The organism is Arthrobacter sp. SAFR-044, from assembly GCF_051965175.1.
Classification (GTDB): Bacteria; Actinomycetota; Actinomycetes; order Actinomycetales; family Micrococcaceae; genus Arthrobacter.
In genome coordinates this window covers 160,561-184,585 of the sequence record NZ_JBQCMK010000001.1, presented here as the reverse complement: position 1 = coordinate 184,585, position 24,025 = coordinate 160,561, and the positions used below count along the sequence as shown (strand labels likewise).

The window sequence follows — 24,025 nt, the reverse complement described above, 5'->3', positions numbered from 1 at the left end:
CAACCGAGGAAGCCTCATGCAATCCCTTCTCCTTCCCGCCGCAGCAGAGCCGTGGAACGGACACGACACGCAACTGGTCGTCGTCGCCGCCATCGGCATCGCGCTGATCGTTCTCCTGATCGTCAAACTCAAGCTCCACCCGTTCCTGTCGCTGGTCCTCGGATCCGCGTTCGTAGGCCTCGCCTCCGGGGTAGAACTTGGGAAGGTCATCAGCAACTTCGAAGACGGCGTGGGGGGCACGCTGAAAGAAGTTGGCCTGCTGATCGCGCTCGGTGCCATGCTGGGCAAACTGTTGGCAGACTCCGGCGGCGCCAACCGCGTCGTGGACACCCTGCTCGGCAAAGTCTCCCCGAAGGTCCTCCCCTGGGCCATGGCCCTGGTCGCCGTCATCATCGGTTTGCCGATGTTCTTCGAAATCGGCCTCGTGCTGCTGCTGCCCGTCATCGTCCTGGTGGCCCAGCGGTCGGGCCGGAAACTGATGCGCGTAGCCATCCCGGCCCTTGCCGGCCTCTCCGTCCTGCACGGCCTGGTCCCGCCGCACCCCGGCCCCCTCGTGGCCATCTCCAGCCTGAACGCCCCGTTGGGCATCACCCTGGCCCTCGGGCTCCTGATCGCCATTCCCACGGTCATCATCTGCGGCCCGCTGTTCGCCGTCTACGCTGCGCGCTGGGTTCCCGTGGATGCCCCGAAGGTAGCTGGCGGCATCGATACCGAACACACCCAGGCCGACCCCGACGTCAAGCGCCAGCCGACATTCCTCGTGACCCTGCTGACCATCGTCTTCCCTGTGGTGCTGATGCTCCTCAAGGCCGTGGTGGACATCGTCGACCCCAACGCCAAGAACCCGAGCGCGGCCCGCGTCTTCTTTGACTTCATCGGTGAACCGCTGGTTGCCATGACCCTGGCCGTCCTGCTGGCCCTCGTGACGTTCGGTTATGCCGTCGGCTTCACCGGCACCAAAATCGGCGCCAAGATCGGCGCCTCCGTTGGGCCCATCGCGGCCGTGATCCTGATCGTGGGTGCAGGCGGCGGCTTCAAGCAGACCCTCATCGGAGCCGGAGTCGGGGATGCGGTCGCCAAGTGGGCCACCGGAGCCAACATCTCCGTCCTGGTCCTGGGCTTCCTCATCGCGGTCGCCATCAGGCTCGCCACCGGTTCAGCCACCGTGGCAACGGTGACGGCGGCAGGCATCGTTGCGCCGCTTGCGGCCAGCCTCTCCCCCGGGCACGCTGGCCTGCTGGTACTCGCCGTGGGCGCCGGTTCATTGTTCCTCTCCCACGTGAACGATGCCGGCTTCTGGCTGGTCAAGGAGCTCTTCGGCCTGACTGTGGGCCAGACATTCAAAACCTGGTCAGTTATGGAGACCCTCATCTCCGTGGTCGGTTTCGCGCTGGTCATGGTCCTCTCGGTGGTGATCCCCTGATGGAGGCCGCACCGACCCCTGATTCCGTCCAGCAGCCGGTGCTCGTCATCATGGGCGTGTCCGGCTCAGGCAAGTCCACCGTGGCGGGCATCCTTGCAGGCCAGCTCGGCTGGGACCTGGAGGAAGGCGATGACCTGCATCCGGCCGAAAACGTGGCAAAAATGGCTGCCGGAATTCCCCTGACCGACGATGACCGCTGGCCGTGGCTGGACACCATTGCGTCGTGGATCATCGAGCACACGATGGCTGGCATACCCGGCATCATCACCTGCTCCGCGTTGAAGAAGATCTACCGGGACCGGCTCCGCGAAAAGAACGTCGTTTTCGTGCATCTGTCGGGTTCCAAGGAACAGATAGGGCGCCGGCTGACAGCGCGCATGGACCACTACATGCCGGCGTCCCTGCTGGATTCGCAGATCGCCACCCTGGAACCGCCGGGACCGGATGAGAACACCATCGTGGTGGATGTTGGACGAACTCCCGCCGAGGAAGCCGCCGAGGTGGTGAGCCGGCTTGGCCTCTCTCCGGCTTCCGGTTCAACCGCGCTGGGCCACCCCCACCCGGGCCGGTCGTCCGCGCCAGGCCAGCCGGGGGACCCTGCCGATTCCTAGGCCTGTCCGCCCCAGGTGGCGGTCGCCGGCGTGCCCGGCTGGTGCGAACGGCTCCAGCCGGGCATATTGGATTCGTCAGTCGACGACCTTCACCTTGCCCACCATGCCCATGTAGTCATGGAGTGCGCAGATGTACCCGAAGGTTCCGGTTGCCTTAAACGTCACTTCAAATGTCCCCTGCGGAGGGATAATTCCGGAGTTGAGGTTGCCCCCGGTGAAATTCGACGGCGTGCCGGACGGGGCGAAAACGTTCGCCGGTTCGTCGCCAAACGTGACGGTATGCGGAGCTCCCATACCGGTATTGGCGAACACGACGGTTTCGCCAACATGCACGGTCACGGTGGGCCGCACGAAGCGCATGACCATGGCCACGCCGTCGTCACCGCCTGCGATCACCATGTGCCTGGTGGCCTGGTCCGCAAGGTCGCGGGTGAGCTCGCGTCCGTCCCGGAGGATCGACCGCGCCTCGGCCCGCGATGACTTGTCATAGTCGGCCTGGCTGTACGGATAGTCGGTCCCCTGCTCGCGGACGTGCACCGTCCCCTTCATCACCATGCCGTGGACCAGGCAGTAGTAGGTGAAGTCACCTTCGCGCGGGAACGCCAGGCTGTAACTCCTGGCGTCCGGGAAGCCGGGCACGTCCACGTTGGCCAGGAGGCCCGAGTTGTAGTACGAATGCCCGTCGTAGCTGTCCCCTCCGCGCTTCAACAACTCATCGTCGCTGAACGGGTTGAATTCCTCCAGCGGCTGGCCCGACGCCAGGAACGTCACTGTATGGATCTCCGCTGAGTTCGCCTCCCACGTGATGGTGTCGTGCTCGTTGATGAAAATCTCGGAGGGGAGGAACTGCATGCCCTGGATTGCCTGGTCTCGGGACTCAGAGCCCACCTGGACCTGCCACGTCCGGTGGTGCGATTGGCCGGCGGAGGCGGGACCGGCTGCGGCCATCGAGGCCAGGAGCGAAACAGCGAATGCAACAATAAATGCCAGTAGCTTGAATCTGGAATTGCTTCCCCGATTACTCTTCATAGCAATGCTTCCTTGAACGGCAACCGGCCACAGGCCGGTGTACAGGTGGCCGATTCAAGTCATTGCTCATGGGGCCGAACCGGCCGCTGATTATCGGAGTGAAAGTGCCGGCTGCCGATGCCGGGAAGCGCAGGCAGCCGGGCCGGCCGAGCATCGTGCCGGACATGCACCACCCCAACTGGTGCCGCGCTGGTTGGAGTTTTCCAAACGCCGCCGTGGGCGTGGGGTTGGCACGCTGCGTACGTACGCTCTAACAGATTGCTCCTTCAACTGAACTTTGTCGAGGAGGCAATATTCGGGCTGGGAAGCAGGCCACGAAAGACCTGGTTAACAAAAAGCAGGGCTTGCCGATCAACGGCAAGCCCTGCTTGGAAACCTAACGGTCCCGGGTCCTAGGAAATTAGAGAGCCTGGATGTTGGTGGCCTGGGGACCCTTGGGGCCCTGCTCGGTGTCGAAGGAAACCTTCTGGTTCTCTTCGAGGGAGCGGAAGCCGGAGGAGTTGATCGCGGAGTAGTGCGCGAAAACGTCCTGCGAGGAGTCGTCCGGGGAGATGAAGCCGAAGCCCTTTTCAGCGTTAAACCATTTGACGGTACCAGTAGCCATTATTTTTGTCCTTCGTGAAGGTGGAGGGAACGTCCCGACTTTCGGGCCCTCCGGCGTGGGGTGTTCAAAAACCGCTACTTCAGAAGAACACGGACTTTCGACCGCGCGTACTGCCTGAACTACCAACTGCATAAACACAACAACAGGATCTACATTACAGGAGATTTGGCGCGTGCCTAATTGCGTGCCTGTTCAACCCCGTCCTACCCCTTCACGGCGTCCTGCAGAGCAGTGCTGTAGCGGGTGAAACCCGGGCGGAGCCGGACGGAGCTTGCACCAACCACGGCGACGTCCTCCCACAGCACCAGGAAGGATCCGCGGTGCCGCCAGCGGAGGACCCGCGCCACCAGCCATGGATGAGCCAGGCCGTTCCGTTCGTAGCCCATGAAGGAGGCTGTACTGTGCGGGCCGATGACCAGCCCCAGCAGGCGCGGCTCCGCCATCAGCTGGTGCGGGGTGCCGTCAAGCACGAACCGGACGTCGGCCACGCGGCCCAGCCTGCCGCCGTCGGCATCATGGACGGGCGTGCCCAGCAGGTCACCGAGGATCATGGCGGCCTCCCGGGATGCGCGCAATAATCTTGTCCCGGACCCACCGCTCCACCCAGCTCGCGTCCAGCGGCTCCCCGCTGACGCCCAACCGCACCACCACGCCCACCTCCGCCACGTCCTTCCACGGAATGCGGATCAGCCGGGACGACGGCGGCCTGCCGCCAAAGATGCGCGTCCCCAGCACCGACCCCGTCAGCAGTGCGGTAATCGCCGGCGCCGGGGTCCCCGGGGCGATCTCCACGTCCAAAGCAGGCCCGCTCACCTCGAGGTCGTCCACGGTGGTGACCGGGACGCCGTCGTGATCCAACACCTGCCGGTCCAGCAGGTGCAGCTGGGCGTCCAGGATGCGCCCCACCACGTGTGGGGCCGGAGGCAGCGGGGCGTGCGGTGAAGTCATGAGCCTGCTCCTGTGGCGATCATGAGGGGGATGGCAGCGATGGAGGCGACGAGGATGATCACCAGGTAAACCATGCCCAGCGCGTTGACTACCCGCCCGTTCACGTGCTCGCGCATGTATTGGGGATCGTTGGCCACGATGAGGATGGGCAGGTAGGTCAGGGGCAGGGCGATCGCGGAGAACACCACCGAGTACTCGGTGACCAGGACGGGGTCCACGCCGGTGGCCAGCACCGCGATTCCGACCAGCAGGCACACAATCATGGACAGGTGGAAGCGGGCGGCTTCCGCAGGGCGGCGGAACTTGCCCCAGGACCAGCCGAAAAACTGGGCCAGCGTGTACCCGCTGGAGAGGGTGGTTTCCAGGGCAGCACCGAAGGTTGCCGCCACGATCCCCACCAGGACGAACGCCAGGCCAAGCTTTCCGGCTCCCTCGGCGACGGGCAGTATCACCTGGGACAGGGAGGTCACCGAGATGCCGGCGGGCAAGAGGACGATGGTGGCGCAGGCCGCGATGGAAACGGACAGCAGGCCGCCCAGCGGGAAACCGACCAGGACATTGATCCGCGACTGGGCCAGGTCCTTGACGCTCCACCCCTCCTCCACCGCTCCGGAGGAGAAGAAGAACACCTCGTATGGAGTCATGGCCGCGCCAAACAGGGCAATCGCGTAGTAGCTGTACGTCCACACCGTCTCCTGCTGCGGCACCGCGGGCTGCAGGACCTGTCCCGCCAGGGAGCCCCAGTCCGGCTTGAGCAGGAACAGTGCCACCGCGAAGATGATCAGGGTCAGCCCCAGCAGGCCGGTGACGTTTTCCATGATGGAGAACCGGACCCGCCAGATCACCAGCCACACCGCCACTGCGGCCACGGGAATCCACAGCAGGTAGTACACACTGCTGGCCAACTGCAGGGCCAGGGCGACGCCGCCGATCTCCGCCGTCACGGTCATGAGGTTGATCAGGAACGACGCCGAGAGGTTGGCCAGCCCGACCCGCGGCCCCAGCCGTTCGCGGATGACCTCGAACGTGGCGCGGCCGGACACTGCTGCCACCCGGCCGGACATGTTGGCGAACAGGCAGATCCCCACGACGCCGACGGCCACGACCCACACCAGGGACAGGCCAAAGCGGGACCCGACGACGGCGTTGGTCACCAGGTCCCCGATGTCAACGAACCCGCCGATGGCAGTGAGGATGCCAAGCGCGACGCCGAGGAGGCGCTTCACTGCTCAGCCTTCATTGGGAACCCACCTTGTCTTCGAGCTGCCTCAGGGCGTCCTGCGCGCCGGCGAGCACCTTGTCGCCGTCCTCCAGGGAGGGGGTGCCGCCGTCGTTCGCTGCCAACGCGGCGCGCGCCGTGGCGAACCCGGCGGCGCACTGGTCCAGCACGTCCAGTGCCTGCTTCTGGGTCTCGCGGTCCTCCTGGGTGGCCGGGGAGAGCTTCAGGACGGTGCTCCGGCTGGTCTGGACCTCCTTGAGCTCATCATCAAGCGTGGTGGAGGCAGCGGCCCGTGTCAGCTTGCCGTCCATGTCCTGGCGGAGGGCAAGCCGGGCGGTGGCGACGGCGGAGGAGCTGTCCTTCACTGCCGTGGACACCGACTGGCTGGTGCCGCCACTGCAGCCGGTGAGGACGGCGAGCGCCACGAGCGCCAGTCCACCCGCGAGCCCGCGGCGGGACCGTGCGCCGCGTACGGTGGGCCGGGCGTGGGCTGCAGTTATCAGCACCCTTGCCTCCAACCCTCCGGGGACGCCCCGGCCCCTCGGAATCCGCCCTTCCCACGGCAGCCACAAGTAGTTGCCTATGGTCAGGTATAGCACCAGCGCGGGAAGTTTGACCTGTTCAGGGGCGGAATTCTTGCCCGCTGCGCCAGGGTGGCGGCCAGCCCTCGACGGCGGCAGCCAACCGGCATATCCTGCATCCAGATCCTGCGGAAAACCTGCCACCGGGAGATGAAGGCATGGAGATGCCCAAGGCCAGCGAGGAAGACAAGGAGCGGTTCCGCCGCGTGGTCCCCAGCCATCCCGGCGTTGTGGTCAAGCCGATGTTCGGCAACCTGGGCGCCTTCGTTAACGGCAATATGTTCGCCGGATTGTTCGGGTCCACCATTGGAGTAAAGCTCTCCCGGGAGGACAGGGAGTTGCTGGAGTCGTCCGAGCGGACCGTCCCGTTCGGGCCGGCAGACAGGCCCATGGGTGGCTACACCGGCCTGCCGGAAGTGTGGAATGAAGAGGGCGACGGCGACGACACCCGGGCGCGGGCGTGGGCGGAGAAAGCGCTGGCGTACGTCGCCTCGCTGCCGCCCAAAGCGGCTAAAGAGCCTAAGCAGCCCAAGCGGGCCACCAAAGCCGATCTGCAGGCGCGCGGCTGACGCATGCCAGGGAGTGCGGTGGGATGGAACCGTATCGGGTGATCCTCCTCCCCGGCAACGTCCTTCCTGCTGCCCCCGCAGTCCTAAGCTTGGTGCCATGGACACCGCCACTGACGCCCGGAACTCCTTCGGCTCCCGCGCCAGCCAGGCGATACGGACGCTTACCCCCGGCTACTTCGCGCTCACCATGGCCAGCGGCATCATCTCCGTGGGGCTCGAGCTTGAGGGCTTCCACGCCCTGTCCGTGGCGCTGCTGGTGGTGTGCGCGCTCTCCTACATCCTGATTCTGGTGCTCAGCCTGCTCCGCCTGGCCAGGTTCGGCGCCGACATGCGCGGTGACTTCATGGATCCCGGGCGCGCCTTCGGCTTCTTCACCTTTATCGCCGGAACAAACGTGCTGGGGACGCGCCTTGGCATGGCGGGATGGCACGGCACGACGGCGGTGCTTCTTGCCGTCGCGGTGCTTGCCTGGGTGGTGCTCGGCTACGTCGTGCCATGGACGGCCGTGCTGGGACGGTCAGAGCGGCCCGTGGTCAAGGATGCCAACGGTTCATGGTTCATCTGGTGCGTGGCCAGCCAGTCTGTGGCTGTTGCGGCCGCGTCGATCGAGCCCCTCGCCGGACCGGACTGGCGCGCGGCCCTGGCGCTCGTCGCCGTCGTCGCCTGGTCGGTGGGGCTCATCCTCTACGCCGCCGTGGGGATCTTCGTCTCACTGCGGCTCATGACCTACCCCATCCGGCCGCAGGACCTCCGCCCGCAGTACTTCGTGGCCATGGGTGCCATGGCCATCAGCGTCCTGGCGGGGGCCCGGATCGTGGAAATGGCGGGCGCCCCCATGGTGGATGCCACGCGCGGGCTGGTGGCCGGCGCGTCCGTGGTGTTCTGGTCCTTCGCCTCGTGGCTCTTCCCGGTGCTCCTCGCCGCCGGCTGGTGGCGGCACGTGGTCCACCGGGTACCGCTGTCCTATGAGCCGGGACTGTGGAGCGTCATCTTCCCCCTCGGCATGTACGCCTTGGCCGGGATCTACCTTGGCCGCGCCGACCAGTTGCCCCTGGTGGCAGCGATCGGCCGCGCCGAGCTGTGGCTGGCGGTTGCGGCATTCCTCGCGACCCTCGCCGCGATGCTCTGGCACCTGTGGGCCACGCTGCTCGCCCCATCCTTGCCGCGACCTGGCAGTTAACGGCAGTATCGGCGTGTGGGACTGCTGGGTAGTGCCATTTCGCGGGGCCGGCGGCCTCAACCTGCCCCCTGAACCCGCCCGGCTCACCCTGCCGAGCTCACCCTGCCCGCGGGCCGGGGCCGTGAGCCTTCTGCCGTCCGTCGCGGTGGGCCAGGTAGGCGTACACCACCAGGGCGAGCCCCGCCAGGATCATGACCGCGGGGAACGCGAAGTCGATGGGGATGAGCACCGCCGTTGCCTGGAGGACGAAGATCAGTCCCATGACCGTGAGGATACCGGCCGGGATCAGGGGCCATTTCATCCGTTCCGCGTGGCCGCCCTTGTCTTCAGCGCGGACCGGGACCAGGGACAGCACCCCGAAGGTGGCCGCCAGGCCCAGGAAGAGGACGGCCGCAGTGGGCGTACCCTGCAGTTCCTGCGGGAGGGCCACGATGACCGCCAGCGTGAACATGACACCGGACGGAATCAGGGCCCACCAATTGCCCGGTTCCCGAACGAACACGGCCCCGAACCCGGCGCCCATGAAAAGGAACAGGAAAGCCGCACCCCAGGCACCCCCTGTGAGCTGGGTAGTGGTGATAACCGCTGCGAGGCCCAGGAACACGGAGCCCGGGATGGCCGCCCACCAGTTCTCCCGGCGGCGGACGAACAGGGACAGGAACAAAACCCCCACGGCCGCGAAAATCAGCGGGGCCACGAACGCAGCTGTGTCCATTCCGCCCAGCCGGTCCAGGAGCAACAGGCCGCCCAGCGTTATGAGGATCACGCCTGCGATGATGCTTGCGTTTGCCGATTTCACCGTGTGCCTCCCGGATCCGGCAGGCGGCCGTACACCGCGCTGCCTATTTCAGGCTAGGGCGGCGCCGGAACCCGAAACAGGGCACAAAGCCCCCGCCCGGCACCCGTGATCGCTGGGAGCCCTCTTTGAGGACGGGACCTTCAGCCCTACAGCCGTGCCCGGGACGCTGGGCATCCTTGTAAAGGCACTTCCGGGTCCTCACATTGCGAGGCTGGAGCGGCTTTCCATGTTGAACCCCAGTGACTTTCCGCCGGAGGCACCGCCAGGATGCCCGCTGGCTGGATTATGAAAGGACCGGCATGTCCGCTGACATCCTCACCTTCCGTCCCCCTCCCCTGTCACAGGCGGAAGCAGCGCGCCGACGGGCGATGCTCCTCCACCCGTCCAATTTCAGCCCGGAATCAGCTCCGACCGGTGACGCTGTGGAGAAAGCAGAAGAGCTGGCGGGTCGGTTCGACCCCCTTTACAAGGAGTTCCTGGACCGGGGGTTGTCCGCAAACGCGGCCCGGACAGAAGTGGCACGGACCGCAGCGCGGGACATTTGGGACGGTTTAGCCTCCCAGCTGCGGCGGCACCGGGCAGCGGGCCAGCAGTTGGACGCCAACGTCCTGGCCGTCGCCCTTGCGTCGATCCAGTGCATGAACAACGCCCTGCCGCGCCGCCCGGAAGACCTTGACCACACCGTCCGTGCCGTCAGCACCGCACGCCGCCGTCTCCAATACAACGGGGGCCTGCTGCGCCGCCTGCATCCGCACCGCAACCCGGCCTTCCACGACGCAGTCGTGACGCTTCAGTCGCTGGAGGTATTCCTCGCCCGTCCGCAGCAGCAGGCTGCCTAAGCCGGGGCAGGGAGACAGGAACATGGCAACCATTGACGAGTACAAGGCAGTTCACGCCGGCAACGAACCGACAGGCGGGCTGGACCACAGCGCCGAACTCGGTCAGGGCGGGTGCAATGTCATTTCCAACGCGAGCGGCGGGGTGGTGGGCCGCTGGGGCTCCTGGGAAACTGCCAGTGTGGCCCTGAACCGGCTCCAGAAGCTCGGGGGCCGGTACGAATACCGGCTGGAGGAGTCCCATCAATGGGTGAAGGGGCCGGAACACAGCACCATCTGCGCCGTCTGCAGCGTCCCCCGGGAGATTCCGGCCTATGCCGGCAGCGCGCTGGGAATTGAATGGCCGTAAGTGCCAATGTTTTAATGAGGTTCCTTCCGGAGGGGCGGCTGCAGGGAAAGGGCAGTCGGGGAGGGCGTCGAGCCGATGAGAGCGTCTTCATGAACACACCTACAGAAATTCGAGATGATTTTTGGTCTCCCGCCCTGCCCATCCGGGTCTTCATCCTCAACGACCACGAGATGGTCCGAAGGGGCCTTGGCGACCTTCTGGAGCACGTTGGCTTCGACGTGGTCGGCGAAAGCGGGTCGGCTGCAGAAGCGCGCCGGCTGATCCACATCCTGCAGCCGGACATCGTAATACTGGACGACAGGCTGCCGGACGGCACGGGCATCGAAGTGTGCCGTGACCTGCGTTCCACTGCCCCTGAGGTGCGTTGCCTGATCCTCACCGGCTGGGACGAGCAGCACGCCGTACGGGCAGCGGTCCTGGCAGGCGCTTCAGGGTATGTGCTCAAGCGGCTCGGAGACAACGACGCACTGATCAACTGCATCCGCAACACGGCGGCGGGCATTCCACCGATGAGCCCTGCCGTCAGGGAACGGGTGGCCGAGAGCCTCTACGCAACAGCTTCTGCCCCCTGGCTGAAGGCCATGACACGGACCGAGCGGAACGTGCTCGCCCTCATGGCACGCGGACTGACCAACCCGCAAATCGGGCAGGAGATGGCGCTGCCTGAAGCCGACGTTGCCGCCAACGTGTCCTCCGTGCTCCATAAACTGGGTTTCCGCCGTCGGGGTCACCTGATCCCCGCGCCGATCCCACGGGCGTGGGAATTGTTGCATGCACCCAATTCCTGACCCATCGCCGTGAAACAGGCCGGTGCCCGCCGCTCAGCCGCCAGCGGGTGCCCTCCACGTCACATCAGCCGCCAGCGGGTGCCCTCCACGTCACACTGGTACCTTTGCCGGGGATGCTGTCAATGACGCAGTCCCCGCCCAGGTGGGCGGCCCGGTTCTTCATGTTTGTCAACCCGCTGACCCGCTCAGGGTCCTTGAATCCACGCCCGGTGTCGCGGACTGTGAGGACCACCTCGCCATCCTGCGCGGCGAGCTGAATGGAGATGTCCTCCGATCCGGAATGCCTCACGGCGTTGCTGACGCCTTCGTGGAGCACCCGCAGCAGCTGTTCGGCCACTTCATCGCCCACCACATCGTCCACGGGTCCTGAAATCTGGATCCTGGGGAGGAAACCGGCAGCGTTCGCGGCTTCCTGCACAGCGCGCAGCAGGCGGCCGCTGAGAAGTTCCTTATCAGGCGCCCGCGCCTGGAGGGAGTAGATGGTGTCGCGAAGCTGATGGATGCAGTCGTCCAGCTCTGCGGTGATCCCCGCAATGCGCCGCTCATGGGCAGGCGGGTCCGCGGTGTAGCGGCGCAGGCCCTGGATGCTCAACCCGGCGGCGAAAAGCCGCTGGATCACCAGGTCGTGCAGGTCCGCCGCGATCCGTTCCCGGTCGATGAACAGGGCGTGCTCTTCCCGCAGTTGGTTCGCCTTGAGCAGGTCCAGCGTCAGGCCTATCCGGGACGCAAATACGGCGCTTTGCTCAATGTCCACTTCCGTATACCGCGCTCCGCCAACATTCCTGGCGAGGATGAGGACGCTGTCGCGGTGGCCGTCACTGTTGCTGCCCAGGGCGGCCACCAGGACCGGCCCAAGCTTCTCGGCCGACGTCGGATCGAACACCAGGAGGGGGTCGGCCAGGACCTTGGACTCCCCTGTTTCCAGCACTTTAGCCAGGACGTTGGCAGCGGAAAGTTCCTGGCCGCCGGGCATTGCCTGGGCACCCACCGATGTCCGGGACCTGATGGTCCCGTCCGCGCCCACCGATGCAATCAGGGACAGGACGGAGACGGAGGCGTTCAGGGCGCGCTCCGCGATCATGTCCAGGTTCTCCGTATCGGAGCGTGGCTCCTCCTTCAGGCGGTCACTTACTTCCATGCCCGCTTCCAGCCATCGCTGGCGGCGCCTGCTGTCATCGAACAACTTAGCGTTCTGGATGGCCACACCGGCGGCAGCCGCAAGGGCAACAGCGAGGTCTTCGTCCTCGCCCGTGAAATCCTGCTCGCCGATCTTTTCCGTTAGGTAGAGGTTCCCGAAGACTTCGTTCCGAACCCGGACCGGTACGCCGAGGAAGGTACTCATGGGCGGGTGGTTGGAAGGGAACCCAACCGCTATGGGGTGCTCGCCCAAATCATGGAGCCGCAACGGCTTGGGTTCGCGGATCAGCTCGCCAAGCACGCCATGGCCGGTGGGCAGGTCGCCGATCACCCGGGCACCGTCTTCATCGATGCCCACGGTGATGAAGTGGCTGAGCTGCTGGTCGTCGCCGATGACGCCCAGGGCCCCATAGCGCGCCCCCACTAGTTCGCATGCCGACTGCACCAGCCGGTCCAGTACTGCTTCCAGGCTCAGGTCTTCTGTCATGGAGACCACTGCGCCGAGCAGCCCCTCGACATGTTCCTGTGCCCGGACAAGATCATCCGCCCGCTCTACAAACTCCCGCAGGAGTTCCCGGGTCCGCCGCCTTATTGGTTCACGCCACATGTAAAAACGCTCCGAAATCGAACGCATCCACGGCGGGCTGCATCACCCCGGATCCGATTTTTGAAAGCCCCCAGCGTCTCTTTTCTCCATGCTAACAACCCTTGGCGCCGCGGGCCCTAAAGGTTACGGCCAGGCCTTCCCCGCCGTGCCCGGCGCCAGCCTACCGCGCGCCCCCTGGCTGCATGCACCTTGAGCGGAGGAACCCGGGCCGGGATGCTGAACCGGAACGCGCGCCGGGAAATGTGGTGGGTGGCATGCCGGCGCCGGACGGGCGGCGGCGGCGCGGGCAGCTGCTGGGCGTCGCGGGCGAAGAACCATTGTTTGGCGAGCTCCACCAGCACCAGGTACACCACCACCATGCCCAGCAGGGCGAGGAAGAACGGTACCGGCAGGGGGTCGAAGCCCAGCACGCCGGCCAGGGGCGAGAGCGGCAGGAACACGCCCAGGGCCACTACTCCGAGGGAGGCGGAAAGCAGGCCCGCGGACGGCCGGCTGCGCAGGAACGGCACCCGCCGGGTACGGATGGCGAAGATAATCAGCGTCTGGGTAGCGATGGATTCGATGAACCAACCGGCCCGGAACTCGCCGGGCACCGCCGTGAACACGACCAGCATCAGGGCGAACGTGGCGAAGTCGAACAGCGAGCTGATGGGCCCGAAGAGGAGCATGAAGCGGCGGATGAAGGCGATGTTCCAGTGGGAGGGTGCCCGCAACTGTTCCTTGTCCACGCGGTCGCCCGGGATGGCGAGTTGGCCGCTGTCATAAAGCAGGTTGTTCAGCAGGATCTGGCCCGGCAGCATGGGCAGGAAGCTGAGCACCACGGAGGCCGTGGCTGCGCTGAACATATTGCCGAAGTTGCTGGACGTGCCCATCAGCACGTACTTGATGGTGTTGGCGAAGATCCGCCGCCCCTCCATCACGCCGTCCGCCAGGACGCCCAGGTCTTTGTCCAGGAGGACGACGTCGGCCGCGTCCTTGGCGACGTCCGTTGCGGTATCGACGGAGATGCCGATGTCCGCCTTGTGCAGTGCCAGGGCGTCGTTGACACCGTCGCCCATGAAGCCCACCGCCCCGCCGCTTTGCCGCAGGAGGGTGATGATCCGGGCCTTTTGTTCGGGCGAGACGCGGGCGAAGATGGTGGCCGTGCGCGCCGCGGCGGCGAGGTCGGCGTCGGACATTCCCTCAACCTCGGCGCCTGTCAGCGTGCCGCCGGAGATCACGTCCAGGTCTGCGCACACCCGCTCCGCCACTTTGGCGTTGTCCCCGGTGGCGAGTTTCACCGAGATGCCCAGCGCCTCAAGCCGGTCCAGCGACTGCCGGGCGTTAGCCTTGGGCCGGTCCAGGAACACCAGGAAGCCGGCAAGGGTAAGGTCCTGCTCATCGGCACGAGTCAGCCGGCTGAGCCCCGCCGCAGGGCGGGTGGCGACGGCAACCACCCGGGAGCCGGCGTCGAACTGTTCATCCAGCAGCGCCTGCGCTGCCAGGGTGATGGGCGCGCACAGGGCCAGGACATCTTCGGGGGCACCCTTGGTGACCAGCAGGGCGGGACCGCCGGCTTCACTGACCAGCGCGGTAGTCCGGCGGCGCTGGTGGTCGAATCCAATCAGGTCCAGCCGCTCGAACCGTGCCGGGTCGAAGGCCGCCGCGCCGGGGCTCTCCCACAGCGCGGCATCCGGCGGGTTCTGGCCGGCGGAGGAGACCTTCGCGCCGGCGTAGTTCGCCTCGGTAGCCAGCAGGCCCAAGGTTAGCAGGCCGGCGTCGGACATCCCCTCCGTGGCCGGGAGCGCGTGGGTGAAGCTGATCTTCCCCTCGGTGAGGGTGCCCGTTTTGTCCGTGACCAGGATGTCCATGTCGCCCAGGTCCTCGATGCACACCAGCCGCTTGACCAGGACCTTCTGCTTGGCCAGCTGGCGGGTGCCGGTAGCCAGGCTGGTGCTGACGACAGCGGGCAGCAGCTGCGGGGTGATGCCAACCGCGATGGCCAGTGAGAAGAGCAGTGATTCCAGCAGGGGCCGCTGCAGCAGCAGGTTGGCGACGAAGATCAGCGACGTGAGCACCACGGCCACCTGCAGCAGCAGGAATGAGAACCGTTTGAGGCCCAGCTGGAACTCGGTCTGCGGCTGCCGTTCGCCCAGGCCCAGCGCGATCCGGCCGAACTCGGCGCGGCCGCCGGTTGCCACCACCACGCCGCTGCAGCCGCCGGACTGGATCACGGTGCCCATGAACACGCAGGAGGCGAGGTCGGCAAGGGAGGCGCCGCCGGGAACGGGGGCAGGATCCTTGGCGGCCGCCTGGGACTCGCCCGTAAGGATGCTTTCGTCGCAGAGCAGGTTGTTCGTGGTGAGGAGCCGGATATCCGCCGGGACAATTGCACCCAGGGAAAGATGGACGACGTCGCCGGGCACCAGGGCGGTGACGTCCACTTCGGTGGTGGTTCCGTCGCGCTGGACGGCAGCCTTGTGGGTGACGCGGGAGTGCAGGGCCTCGGAGGCGCGTTCGGCGCGGTATTCGTTGGCGAAACCGAGGCCCACGCTGGCCAGCAGGATCACGCCGATGACGATTGAGTTGGTGGCATCGCCCAGGAACAGGGACAGGCCGGCGGTGACGATCAGGAGGATGAGGATGGGGCTGGCGAACTGCCGGCCGAGGACGGCCCAGGAGTTGGCCCGGTGCGTGCGGACGGCGTTGGGGCCCAGCTCCAGCAGGCGGGCGGCGGCATCCTCCCCGGTGAGGCCGCCGGTGCCGGATGCCAGGCGTGCCAGTGTTTGCTCCGCCGTCAGGCTCGCGGCGTCGGTGATGGCCAGCTGGAGGGAGCTGCGCTCCCGGAGGTTCACGTCTGTCATGCCGATCCGTTCGGACGCGTGGGCTTCGTGGCTTCAACCTAAGGCAAGGGTACGACGGCGTGGCAGGTTCAATCAGGCGGCCCGGGGCTGGTGGCCGTGCCCAGGATATGGGCCATGGGAGGGTTCAGCCGCTGCACCGCGAAACCGAAGCGTTCATTGTCCTGGACCCTGAATCCCGCTGCGGTGATGGCCGCAAGCGTGTCCCGGTTGAGGTGGCAGCCGCCCATGAAGCGTCCCCAGACCGGGGTCAGCACATCTTCGGCCCTGGCCAGGAGCGGGCGCGCGGACCGGACGTGCTCGTAATAGGCCAGGGATCCGCCAGGGCGCAGGACGCGGCGAATCTCCGCCAGCACGGCCGCCTGGTCCGCGACGCTGCAGAGGACCAGGCTTGCCACCACGGCGTCGGCGCTGCCGGTTTCCGCGGGGATGCGCTCAGCGGCGCCGGCCACGACGGTCACGGGGACACTTGCCGATCCTGCGGCTTTATCCGCCACGGCCCGCAGGTAGTCATCCGGCTCCAGGGCCAGGACGTGGGTGACTGCGGGCGGGTACAGCGAAAATGATGAGCCCGCCCCTGCGCCGATTTCGACCACAGATCCCTGCAGCCCGGCAAGGATGCGCCGGCGGTGCTCCGTGGCCCCGCGGCGGTCCATGCCGCCAACGGCGCGGGAAAAAGCCCGGGCGAACAGCGGGTGCTGGAGGTGGCCCGGCCCGTCCTTGCCCGTCATGCGGCCCCGCCGGGGCCGCCGCCTGGTGCAGCCTTCACTGGTGAAGGCTGCTTGCGGTGACTTCGAATTCCTCCACGGAGACAATCTCCGTCCTGTCCGCCCGGCTGCTCTCCTCGCGGATCCTGGTGGCGTCCCGCCGGCTGGCAACCATCGCCTCTTCCGTCTCCCACAGCGTGATGGACAGTGCTTTATCGGTTCCTGTGCCGTTCAAGTAGTAGACGCCCTTGCACCCGGGAATTTGCAGCACCGCGTCCACCACGTCGCCGGGATTGTCTGCGCGGGTTTCAGGTCCGGTCCGGTAGGTACTGATTCTCGCGAACATGGTGCTTCCTCCTTGGTTGCTTCTTCCTGTCACTTGAGGCTGAGCACCTCGTCAATCGGCCGGCCGTTAACGAACACCTGCGCGTTCGTGGCGCCGGAGGCGGCCATGGCCGTGTATTCAAGCTGCGCCTTCGCGCGGGGGACGTCGCACACGCCGCCCAGCATGAACTGCCCGGAGAGCCAGATGCTGATGGTGCTGCCATTCAGCTCGCCGCCGAGGTAGGTCAGGTTTGACTGGTAGAGGGCGTTGATCAGCCCGGACAGTCCCACATCCCGGCTCTTGTTCGCCAGCAGGGTCCCGACGCTGGGGCCCACCTGGTCCGTGAACCGGACGGGCGCAGTGGTGGTGGCCACCAGGCTGTCGCCGCAGCCGATCATGGGCCCCGAGACACCGTTGTCGCCGACCGCGACGTAGTAGACAGTCAGCGGCGCCACCTGCTCGGGAAGGCCGGTCGGGGCAGGTTCCTGTGTGGGCGGCGGGCTGGTCGGCACGGACGACGGCGGCGCGGCAGCCGGGGTGGTGGGCGCGGCTGAGGTGCTGCCCGGCGTCGTTGGGGTCGCCGTTGTGGTGGCGCCCGCCGTCGTGCTTGGACTGGTGCTTGTGCCGGCACTTGCGGACGGCGCCGCGGAACTGGTGGTGGGAGACGGACTGGGCGGGCCGAAGCAGCCGGTGAGCACCATCAGGCCGCTGAGACCGAGAACGCTGAGTGCGGTAAGCCTGGGCCTGGTCATGACGCCCCCTTGAATGTGGGCCCGCGGTTGCGGGACCCACATTCAAGCTACGCCTGAGGGTTACGGCAGGAACAGGGACCAAAGTCCACGCCTGGCTACGGATGCACCAGCACCTTCACCGCGGTGTCCTTGTGGTTGATGAGGGTGTCGAAACCCTGCTCCACCAGGTCCTCCAGCGCGATCCGGCCGGTGATGAACGGTTTGAGGTCCACCTTGCCCTCCTGCACCATCTTGATGACGGCCGGGTGGTCCCGGACATAGGCGATGGTGCCGCGCAGGTCGATCTCCTTGAGCACGATCTTCTGCATGTCCACGGTGGCCGGCCCGCCCCAGATGGACACGTTGACCACCACGGCCCCGGGCCGTACGGCGTCGAGCATGGTGTCCAGCACGGCATTCACACCGGCGCATTCGAACGCGACGTCCGCCCCGGTGCCGCCGGTGAGCTCGCGCACCCGCGCCGGGACGTCCTCCTTGCTCGGGTCCAGGACGTGGTCCGCCACGCCGCTGGAGGTGGCCTTCTCCTTGCGGGCCTGGGTGAGCTCGCTGATGATCGTGGTCACGCCCATGCCCTTGAGGACCGCCGCGGTGAGCAGGCCGATGGGCCCGGACCCGCCCACCAGCGCAACGTCGCCTGCCTTGACGCCGCTGCGCGCCACCGCGTGGTGGGCAACAGACAGCGGCTCGATCAGCGCGGCCTCGTCCAGCGGGATGTCACCGATGGGGTGCACCCACCGCTGGTCCACCACGATCTTCTCGCTCAGCCCTCCCCCGCCGCCGGAGAGCCCAATGAAGCCCATCTGCCGGCACAGGTGGTAGCTGCCCGCCTGGCACATGTCGCAGTCGCCGTCCACAAAATAGGGTTCGACGACGACGTTGTCACCCACTGCCAGCCCTTCCACGCCTTCCCCGACCTCGGACACAGTCCCGGAGAATTCGTGCCCCAGGGTCACCGGGGATTCCTCGTGCGAGAGCGGGTGCGGATGGCCCGGAGCGGGACAGAAGATGGGCCCGTCCAGGAACTCGTGCAGGTCCGTGCCGCAGATGCCGCACCACGCGACGTCGATCTTCACGGCCCCCGCCCGCAGCTCCGGCTCCGGAATGTCCTCGATCCGGATGTCCTTGCGGGCGTGGAAACGTGCTGCCTTCATGATTCCTCCATGTTGTGGACGCGGTTAGCGGGTGTGGTGGCTGGGCTGCAGTTCATAGACGGGGGTGTCGAGTCCTTCCATCCGGGCCTTTAGCTGCAGCGCCAGGTAGGCGGAGTAGTGCCGGCTCTGGTGCAGGTTTCCACCATGGATCCAGAGGTTGGGCACGTTAGTGGGCTTCCACATATTGCGCAGCTCCCCCTCCCACGGACCAGGGTCTTTTGGCGTGTCTGAGCCGTATCCCCAGCATTTGCCCACGCGGTCGGCGATTTCGGGCGAGACCAGGTCCGCCAGCCAGCCGTTCATGGAACCGTAGCCGGTGGCATAGACAATGAGGTCCGCTTCCAGTTCGGCGCCGTCGTCCATCACCACGGCGTTGCCGGTGACCTTGGCAACCTGCCCTGACTTCAGCTTCACCCGGCCGTCGATGATCAGTTGGGAGGCGCCTACGTCGATGTAGTAGCCGGAGCCGCGCCGGAGGTATTTCACGAACAGGCCGGACCCGTCCACCCCGAAGTCCAGGTCGAAGCCGGCGGCCTCCAGCTGGGAGTAGAAGTCCGCATCCCGGGATGCCATTTCCTGGTACACCGGCACTTGGGCGTCCGGCAGGACGCGCATAGGCAGGGAGGCGAACAGCAGGTCCGCCTTCTCCGTGGTCACGCCGGCAGCGAGCGCCCGCTCCGAGTACAGGTCACCCAGGGCCAGGTCCATCAGCGATTCGCTGCGGGCAATGTGCGTGGAGGAGCGCTGGACCATGGTGACGTCGGCACCGTGTTCCCACAGGTCGGCGCAGATGTCGTGGGCCGAGTTGTTGGAACCGATCACCACGGCCTTCTTTCCCTTCCAGTCCCCGCCGCCCGGGTGCTGCGAGGAGTGCCGCTGCTCCCCCAGGAAACTCTCGGCGCCATCGAATTTGGGGATGTTCGGGTAGCCGGAGACGCCCAGGGCGAAGATGAGCTGCTTGGGCCGGAGCGTCACTGGTTCGCCGTTGCGAAGGACGTTGACCTCCCATTCCTGCGTGCCGTCGTCGTACGCTGCCTTGACGCACTCGGTGCCGGACCAGTAGTTCAGCTCCATGATGCGGGTGTAGTGCTCCAGCCAGTCGCCGATCTTGTCCTTGGCGGCAAAGACAGGCCAGTCGTCCGGGAACTTCAGGTAGGGAAGGTGGTCGTACCAGACGGGATCGTGCAGGTGCAGGGACTTGTAGCGGTTGCGCCAGGAGTCACCGGGGTTCTGGTTCTTTTCGACGATGATGGTGGGCACGCCCAGCCGCTTCAGCCGCGCCGCCAGCCCGATCCCGCCCTGCCCGCCGCCGATGATCACGCAGTAGGGCTGCTCGTCGTAGCCGAGCCGGGCTTCCTGCTCCTCCTTGAGCTCCTTCCAGGACCGGCGGCCGCGGACTGTCTCGCGCGCCACGCCCTGCTCGCGCCGGGGACCCTTCTTCTCCTCGAAGCCCTTCAGCTCCTGCATGGTGGTCAGCAGCGTCCAGCATTTGCCGTTGCGGAGCCGGAGGTGGCCGTAGCCGCGCGCGGCGCCGGTTTCGAACGTGATCCAGGCTTCCACATTCTCCGTGTCCCCGGTGGCGTCTTCGGCGAGCGCCCAGTTGGCAGGCTGCACGCGGTCCAGTGTGGCCTCCAGCATCCGCCGGATGTCCGCCTTGCCTTCGAGCGTTTTGAGGTTCCAGGTGAAGGCCACGAAGTCCCTCCAGTAGGCGCCGTCCTCGAAAAGTTCCAGCGCGGCGTCCACGTCGCGCCGCTGCAGCGCATCGTCCAGACCGGAAAGCCAGGCCTGGGCGGCAGCCGTGGGTGTTTGGGTCATTTCCACTCCTTTGTGCTGTTCCTTGGGCTCCGCCTGCCCGATATGCTGGGGCGGGCGTGAGCTGCATCACCAGTGGAACCCTGCGGGGGTAACAGCGGCGTTACACGGATCCGGCAACGGTGCCGGCTGCGAGGAGGAAACGGTGGACTACGGCCTGAGGTTTTCGGACCCGGCACGGTACGCACGGACGCTGCGCCGCGCACACGAGTTGGTTATTGCCGGTTTCCCGCGGCCCGAGATCCCCACCCGCCTGGTTGACTCCTGGCACCGTTCCATGGCCTTGGGTATCAGCCCGGACCAGCACAGCCCGCGGCACCTGCACGAGGTGTCCGAGGTACTGGAGCTTCGGCGGGAACACCGGCTGCAGCAGGTCATGCCGGCGCTCCACGACCTCCTTGCCGACGACTCCAGGTCCGGCCGCCACCTGCTGGTGCTCACCGATGCCGGCGGCGAGGTCCTGTGGCGGGTGGGCAGCCCCGCCGTCCTCCGCCGTGCCGACACGCTGGAGTTCTCCGAAGGCGCCGACTGGTCCGAGGCGGGCATCGGCACCAATGCCATCAGCGAGGCCCTGGCCACCGGCGGCGCCGTGCAGCTGTTTTCCGCCGAACACCTGGTCCGCACGCACCACGAATGGGCCTGCACGGCAGCCCCCATTACGGACCCGGCCACGGGACGGGTGCTCGGGGTGCTGGATGTCTCCGGCCCGCTGGACACCATCAGCGCGGACACCCTGCGGATGGTGCGGTGCGCCGTGCGGGTGGCAGAGGCGTTGCTGGGAACGTCCGACGGCGGCACCTCCCCGGGTGCCCCGTCTCCGTTGGGTGCGTCCCGGCGGCCCGGGCCTCCTGCAGCCCGGACGGCTGGGGTGGAGTCGCTGGAACTGCTCGGCGACAAACCCTCTGCGGTGTTTGCTGACGGTACCCGCACGCCGCTGACGCTGCGCCGGGCGGAGATCCTGGCGCTGCTGGATTCGCGGTCGCAGGGCTGGTCCGCGGAGGAGTTGGCGTACGAGCTGCATGGTGATGCGGGAACGCCGCAGGCCATCCGGACCGAGATGTTCCGGGTGCGGTCCATGCTGGGCGGGGCCGTGGAGTCCACCCCCTACCGGCTGGCTCCCGGGCTGGCCGGCCGGTCCGACGCGGCGCGCGTGCTGCGGCTGCTGCGCAAGGGCAGGGTTGCCGGGGCGCTGGAGTCGTACCGCGCTCCCCTGCTCAGCCGGTCCGGTGCCCTTCCCGTGCAGCTGCTGCGGGACCAGCTGGACATGGCGATTGGATCGGCCGTGCGCTCCAGCGGGGACGCTTCGCTGCTGGCCCGGTGGCTTTCCACGGATATGGGTGCTGCCGATTTCCTGGCCGTCGAGGCGCTGGGGCGGCTGGTGGGCCGCGGCGATCCGCGGTACCTGGCCTTCCGGGCTTCCTGCCCCGCCGGCTGAGCCGACCGGGCAGGGTGGCGTGCTTGGTGGGCCCCGGGCGCGGAACGTTGGCGGGGCTTGGCAGGTTGCGAGTTGGCAGGTGGGGCCGCGGCTTCCGGAACCGGGGAGTTGTAAAATGGCCGGAGCCACAACGTCCGTCTGCCCAGGCCCAAGCCCGTGCTGGAGAACAGGCCCCGGGCTCAGCCGGGACTCCTGGGCGGGGACGGACCACGTGGACCAGGGAATGGTTTCCGTTTCCGCCGAAAGCTGGGGAGCACAAGGGATTGTCTGGGGCTACCGAACTTACTGCCGGCCGCTGTACCCGCTGCCGGCTGGCAACGCCTGCCTCCATTGCCGCGCCCGGAACGGCCTGCGGAACCGCTCGAGGTTTGTTCACTGCAGGACACACGGGTCACTAGGAGGCCACCATGTCATTTTCCAAGCGATTCCGGCGCTCCGCCGGCGCGGTACTGGCAGCCGCGGCCGCGGTAATGCTGGCGGCGTCCCCGGCCACAGCAGTCACCCCTGCGGTGGCACCCGATCCGATGCCCTCGCAGGCAGCCAGCGGTAACGCGCAGGCAGCCGCCGGTAACGCGCAGGCAGCCGGCCCCCTGAGCGCCGATGAAGGCCGCTACCTGGTTAGTTTCACCGAGGGTGCCGACGTGGCCACGGAAGCCCAGTCCCTCCGGTCCCAGGGAGTGGGCGTGGGCAGGACCTTCTCCGCAGCGTTACGGGGTGCGGCGATCACAGCCACCAAAGCGCAGGCCGCTGCCCTGGCACATTCGCCCCGGGTTTCCCTGATGGAGCCGGATTCGCCGGTTTCGGTTTCCGACACCCAGCAGTCCCCGCCCTGGGGCCTGGACAGGATCGACCAGCGCGCGCTCCCGCTCTCCGGCACCTTCACGCCTTCTTCCAGCGGCGGGGGCGTGAGTGCCTACGTCATCGACACCGGCGTCCTGGCGGAAAACACGGACTTTGGCGGCCGGGTCGCGGCGGGCTGGACGGCAATCGCCGACGGCAAGGGCAGCAGCGACTGCAACGGCCACGGCACCCATGTTGCCGGCATCATTGCCGGAAAGACGTTCGGGGTGGCCAAAGCAGCCAGCGTGGTTCCGGTGCGGGTGCTCGGGTGCGACGGGTCCGGGTATGACTCCGACGTCATCGCGGGGCTTGACTGGATCGCGTCCCAGCACGCCGCCGGCGCACCGGCAGTAGCCAACCTCAGCATCGGCGGTGCCACCAGCACCATCCTGGATAACGCCGTCAAGGGAATCATCAATGACGGCGTCACGGCGGTGGTGGCTGCCGGAAACGCCGCGGTGGACGCCTGCACCACCTCTCCCGCCCGGGTACCCGAGGCCCTGACCGTCGCCGCCAGCGATTCCTCTGACCGGCAGGCAGGGTTCTCGAATTACGGGAGTTGCGTTGATCTATACGCGCCGGGGGTGGGCATCACGTCCGACTGGGACACCTCCACCACATCAGCAGCCACCCTGAGCGGCACCTCCATGGCGTCACCGCACGTTGCCGGTGCTGCAGCGCTTGCCCTGTCGCGGAACCCGCAGCAGACTCCTGCTGCGGTGGCAGCGGACATCACCTCCGCCGCCACGCAGGGCGCCGTCACCAACGTGTCAGCGGGAACCCCCAACCGGCTGCTCTTCACCAGCACGGCTCCGGCTCCGGCGCCGGCACCGGCAGCGAGGGACTTCACCAGTGACGGCAAGGCCGACCTGCTGGCCCAGGACAGCAACGGGAGCCTGTGGACCTATCCGGGCCAGGGCAACGGCCTCTTCGGCTGGCCCATTAAAGTCGGCGATGGTTGGAACGTCATGACCGCTATCAGCGCCGCAGGAGACCTCACCGGGGACGGCGAACCCGACCTCGTCGCCCGTGACACCAACGGCACCCTGTGGACCTATCCGGGCCAGGGCAACGGCCTCTTCGGCTGGCGCATTAAAGTCGGCGATGGCTGGAACGTCATGACCGCCATCAGCGCCGCAGGTGACCTCACGGGAGACGGCCAGCCCGACCTCGTCGCCCGCGACACCAACGGCACCCTCTGGACCTACCCCGGCCAAGGCAACGGCCTCTTCGGCTGGCGCATCAAAGTCGGCGACGGCTGGAACGTCATGACCGCCATCAGCGCCGCAGGTGATTTGACCGGAGACGGGGAGCCTGATCTCGTCGCCCGCGACACCAACGGCACCCTCTGGACCTACCCCGGCCAAGGCAACGGCCTCTTTGGCTGGCGCATCAAAGTCGGAGATGGCTGGAACGTCATGACCGCCATCAGCGCCGCAGGTGATTTGACCGGAGACGGGGAGCCTGATCTCGTCGCCCGCGA

At 67.0% G+C, this 24,025-nt stretch carries 23 protein-coding genes; 9 read left to right on the top strand and 14 right to left on the bottom strand.

Annotated elements, in window-relative coordinates:
* Positions 1-16 precede the first annotated feature (16 nt).
* Positions 17-1,423, top strand: coding sequence for a GntT/GntP/DsdX family permease (locus ACTHQS_RS00795; RefSeq protein WP_440165208.1), 1,407 nt, complete (start codon positions 17-19; stop codon positions 1,421-1,423).
* Positions 1,423-2,034 (top strand): gluconokinase, encoded by a 612-nt coding sequence (locus ACTHQS_RS00790; RefSeq protein WP_440165207.1) that lies wholly within the window; start codon positions 1,423-1,425, stop codon positions 2,032-2,034. Before ACTHQS_RS00795 ends, ACTHQS_RS00790 begins: the two co-directional genes overlap by 1 nt.
* 75 nt (positions 2,035-2,109) lie before the next feature.
* Here the strand turns inward: ACTHQS_RS00790 and ACTHQS_RS00785 are convergent, their stop codons facing one another.
* The 6 genes from ACTHQS_RS00785 to ACTHQS_RS00760 form a co-directional block, all read right to left on the bottom strand.
* A complete protein-coding gene (locus ACTHQS_RS00785) occupies positions 2,110-3,063 on the bottom strand; it encodes a plastocyanin/azurin family copper-binding protein (protein WP_440165205.1) in 954 nt (317 codons plus the stop codon).
* A gap of 400 nt (positions 3,064-3,463) precedes the next feature.
* Positions 3,464-3,667, bottom strand: coding sequence for a cold-shock protein (locus tag ACTHQS_RS00780; RefSeq protein WP_015936345.1), 204 nt, complete (start codon positions 3,665-3,667; stop codon positions 3,464-3,466).
* 203 nt (positions 3,668-3,870) lie between these two features.
* Positions 3,871-4,218, bottom strand: coding sequence for a PRC-barrel domain-containing protein (locus tag ACTHQS_RS00775; protein ID WP_440165203.1), 348 nt, complete (start codon positions 4,216-4,218; stop codon positions 3,871-3,873).
* Entirely contained in the window at positions 4,205-4,615 is a 411-nt protein-coding gene (locus ACTHQS_RS00770) for a hypothetical protein (RefSeq protein WP_440165202.1), read from the bottom strand. Before ACTHQS_RS00770 ends, ACTHQS_RS00775 begins: the two co-directional genes overlap by 14 nt.
* Entirely contained in the window at positions 4,612-5,841 is a 1,230-nt protein-coding gene (locus tag ACTHQS_RS00765) for an Nramp family divalent metal transporter (protein WP_440165200.1), read from the bottom strand. Before ACTHQS_RS00765 ends, ACTHQS_RS00770 begins: the two co-directional genes overlap by 4 nt.
* 10 nt (positions 5,842-5,851) lie before the next feature.
* A complete protein-coding gene (locus tag ACTHQS_RS00760) occupies positions 5,852-6,340 on the bottom strand; it encodes a hypothetical protein (RefSeq protein WP_440165199.1) in 489 nt (162 codons plus the stop codon).
* Positions 6,341-6,573: 233 nt separating this feature from the next.
* On the opposite strand from ACTHQS_RS00760, the gene ACTHQS_RS00755 reads away from it, so the two are divergent.
* Complete coding sequence (locus ACTHQS_RS00755; protein WP_440165197.1) at positions 6,574-6,984, top strand: TfoX/Sxy family protein; 411 nt, start codon at positions 6,574-6,576, stop codon at positions 6,982-6,984.
* A 97-nt stretch (positions 6,985-7,081) separates the two neighbouring features.
* Complete coding sequence (locus tag ACTHQS_RS00750) at positions 7,082-8,164, top strand: tellurite resistance/C4-dicarboxylate transporter family protein (protein WP_440165195.1); 1,083 nt, start codon at positions 7,082-7,084, stop codon at positions 8,162-8,164.
* Positions 8,165-8,261: 97 nt separating this feature from the next.
* On the opposite strand, the gene ACTHQS_RS00745 is transcribed toward ACTHQS_RS00750, so the two are convergent.
* A complete protein-coding gene (locus tag ACTHQS_RS00745; protein WP_440165193.1) occupies positions 8,262-8,963 on the bottom strand; it encodes a hypothetical protein in 702 nt (233 codons plus the stop codon).
* A gap of 299 nt (positions 8,964-9,262) precedes the next feature.
* On the opposite strand from ACTHQS_RS00745, the gene ACTHQS_RS00740 reads away from it, so the two are divergent.
* The 3 genes from ACTHQS_RS00740 to ACTHQS_RS00730 all read left to right on the top strand — a co-directional run bounded on the left by ACTHQS_RS00740 (position 9,263) and on the right by ACTHQS_RS00730 (position 10,936).
* The gene (locus tag ACTHQS_RS00740; protein ID WP_440165191.1) at positions 9,263-9,802 is read left to right on the top strand and encodes a hypothetical protein; all 540 of its coding nucleotides are present in this window, start codon (positions 9,263-9,265) and stop codon (positions 9,800-9,802) included.
* A gap of 22 nt (positions 9,803-9,824) precedes the next feature.
* Positions 9,825-10,148, top strand: a complete 324-nt coding sequence (locus ACTHQS_RS00735; protein ID WP_440165189.1) for a hypothetical protein — start codon at positions 9,825-9,827, stop codon at positions 10,146-10,148.
* Between the two features lie 89 nt (positions 10,149-10,237).
* Positions 10,238-10,936: a response regulator gene (locus ACTHQS_RS00730; protein ID WP_440165188.1), complete on the top strand. Its 699-nt coding sequence runs from the start codon at positions 10,238-10,240 to the stop codon at positions 10,934-10,936.
* Positions 10,937-11,000: 64 nt separating this feature from the next.
* Here the strand turns inward: ACTHQS_RS00730 and ACTHQS_RS00725 are convergent, their stop codons facing one another.
* The 7 genes from ACTHQS_RS00725 to ACTHQS_RS00695 form a co-directional block, all read right to left on the bottom strand.
* Positions 11,001-12,680 carry a GAF domain-containing sensor histidine kinase gene (locus tag ACTHQS_RS00725; RefSeq protein WP_440165186.1) on the bottom strand — a complete coding sequence of 560 codons (1,680 nt, stop codon included), beginning with the start codon at positions 12,678-12,680 and terminating at the stop codon, positions 11,001-11,003.
* A 116-nt stretch (positions 12,681-12,796) separates the two neighbouring features.
* Positions 12,797-15,523, bottom strand: a complete 2,727-nt coding sequence (gene mgtA / locus ACTHQS_RS00720; RefSeq protein WP_440165184.1) for a magnesium-translocating P-type ATPase — start codon at positions 15,521-15,523, stop codon at positions 12,797-12,799.
* Positions 15,524-15,591: 68 nt separating this feature from the next.
* Positions 15,592-16,251: a class I SAM-dependent methyltransferase gene (locus ACTHQS_RS00715; RefSeq protein ID WP_440165182.1), complete on the bottom strand. Its 660-nt coding sequence runs from the start codon at positions 16,249-16,251 to the stop codon at positions 15,592-15,594.
* Between the two features lie 34 nt (positions 16,252-16,285).
* On the bottom strand, positions 16,286-16,573 hold the full coding sequence (locus tag ACTHQS_RS00710) for a hypothetical protein (RefSeq protein ID WP_440165180.1): 288 nt from the start codon (positions 16,571-16,573) through the stop codon (positions 16,286-16,288).
* A gap of 29 nt (positions 16,574-16,602) precedes the next feature.
* Entirely contained in the window at positions 16,603-17,304 is a 702-nt protein-coding gene (locus ACTHQS_RS00705; RefSeq protein ID WP_440165178.1) for a hypothetical protein, read from the bottom strand.
* A 95-nt stretch (positions 17,305-17,399) separates the two neighbouring features.
* A complete protein-coding gene (locus tag ACTHQS_RS00700) occupies positions 17,400-18,455 on the bottom strand; it encodes a 2,3-butanediol dehydrogenase (protein WP_440165176.1) in 1,056 nt (351 codons plus the stop codon).
* 24 nt (positions 18,456-18,479) lie between these two features.
* Positions 18,480-20,270 carry an NAD(P)/FAD-dependent oxidoreductase gene (locus ACTHQS_RS00695; RefSeq protein WP_440165174.1) on the bottom strand — a complete coding sequence of 597 codons (1,791 nt, stop codon included), beginning with the start codon at positions 20,268-20,270 and terminating at the stop codon, positions 18,480-18,482.
* Positions 20,271-20,412: 142 nt separating this feature from the next.
* Here ACTHQS_RS00695 and ACTHQS_RS00690 point away from each other — a divergent pair, with 142 nt between their 5' ends.
* Positions 20,413-21,702, top strand: a complete 1,290-nt coding sequence (locus ACTHQS_RS00690) for a GAF domain-containing protein (protein WP_440165172.1) — start codon at positions 20,413-20,415, stop codon at positions 21,700-21,702.
* A 407-nt stretch (positions 21,703-22,109) separates the two neighbouring features.
* A partial coding sequence (locus tag ACTHQS_RS00685) for a S8 family serine peptidase (protein ID WP_440165170.1) occupies positions 22,110-24,025 on the top strand: 1,916 nt, incomplete at its 3' end.

Excerpts from the sequence above, each read along its gene's own strand:
- ACTHQS_RS00695 (WP_440165174.1), bottom strand. The coding sequence starts at position 20,270 with ATGACCCAAACACCCACGGCTGCCGCCCAGGCCTGGCTTTCCGGTCTG.
- ACTHQS_RS00705 (WP_440165178.1), bottom strand. The coding sequence starts at position 17,304 with ATGACCAGGCCCAGGCTTACCGCACTCAGCGTTCTCGGTCTCAGCGGC.
- ACTHQS_RS00715 (WP_440165182.1), bottom strand. The coding sequence starts at position 16,251 with ATGACGGGCAAGGACGGGCCGGGCCACCTCCAGCACCCGCTGTTCGCC.
- mgtA (WP_440165184.1), bottom strand. The coding sequence starts at position 15,523 with ATGACAGACGTGAACCTCCGGGAGCGCAGCTCCCTCCAGCTGGCCATC.
- ACTHQS_RS00795 (WP_440165208.1), top strand. The coding sequence starts at position 17 with ATGCAATCCCTTCTCCTTCCCGCCGCAGCAGAGCCGTGGAACGGACAC.
- ACTHQS_RS00725 (WP_440165186.1), bottom strand. The coding sequence starts at position 12,680 with ATGTGGCGTGAACCAATAAGGCGGCGGACCCGGGAACTCCTGCGGGAG.
- ACTHQS_RS00710 (WP_440165180.1), bottom strand. The coding sequence starts at position 16,573 with ATGTTCGCGAGAATCAGTACCTACCGGACCGGACCTGAAACCCGCGCA.
- ACTHQS_RS00770 (WP_440165202.1), bottom strand. The coding sequence starts at position 4,615 with ATGACTTCACCGCACGCCCCGCTGCCTCCGGCCCCACACGTGGTGGGG.
- ACTHQS_RS00735 (WP_440165189.1), top strand. The coding sequence starts at position 9,825 with ATGGCAACCATTGACGAGTACAAGGCAGTTCACGCCGGCAACGAACCG.
- ACTHQS_RS00790 (WP_440165207.1), top strand. The coding sequence starts at position 1,423 with ATGGAGGCCGCACCGACCCCTGATTCCGTCCAGCAGCCGGTGCTCGTC.
- ACTHQS_RS00740 (WP_440165191.1), top strand. The coding sequence starts at position 9,263 with ATGTCCGCTGACATCCTCACCTTCCGTCCCCCTCCCCTGTCACAGGCG.
- ACTHQS_RS00730 (WP_440165188.1), top strand. The coding sequence starts at position 10,238 with ATGAACACACCTACAGAAATTCGAGATGATTTTTGGTCTCCCGCCCTG.
- ACTHQS_RS00775 (WP_440165203.1), bottom strand. The coding sequence starts at position 4,218 with ATGATCCTCGGTGACCTGCTGGGCACGCCCGTCCATGATGCCGACGGC.
- ACTHQS_RS00785 (WP_440165205.1), bottom strand. The coding sequence starts at position 3,063 with ATGAAGAGTAATCGGGGAAGCAATTCCAGATTCAAGCTACTGGCATTT.
- ACTHQS_RS00750 (WP_440165195.1), top strand. The coding sequence starts at position 7,082 with ATGGACACCGCCACTGACGCCCGGAACTCCTTCGGCTCCCGCGCCAGC.
- ACTHQS_RS00780 (WP_015936345.1), bottom strand. The coding sequence starts at position 3,667 with ATGGCTACTGGTACCGTCAAATGGTTTAACGCTGAAAAGGGCTTCGGC.
- ACTHQS_RS00700 (WP_440165176.1), bottom strand. The coding sequence starts at position 18,455 with ATGAAGGCAGCACGTTTCCACGCCCGCAAGGACATCCGGATCGAGGAC.
- ACTHQS_RS00755 (WP_440165197.1), top strand. The coding sequence starts at position 6,574 with ATGGAGATGCCCAAGGCCAGCGAGGAAGACAAGGAGCGGTTCCGCCGC.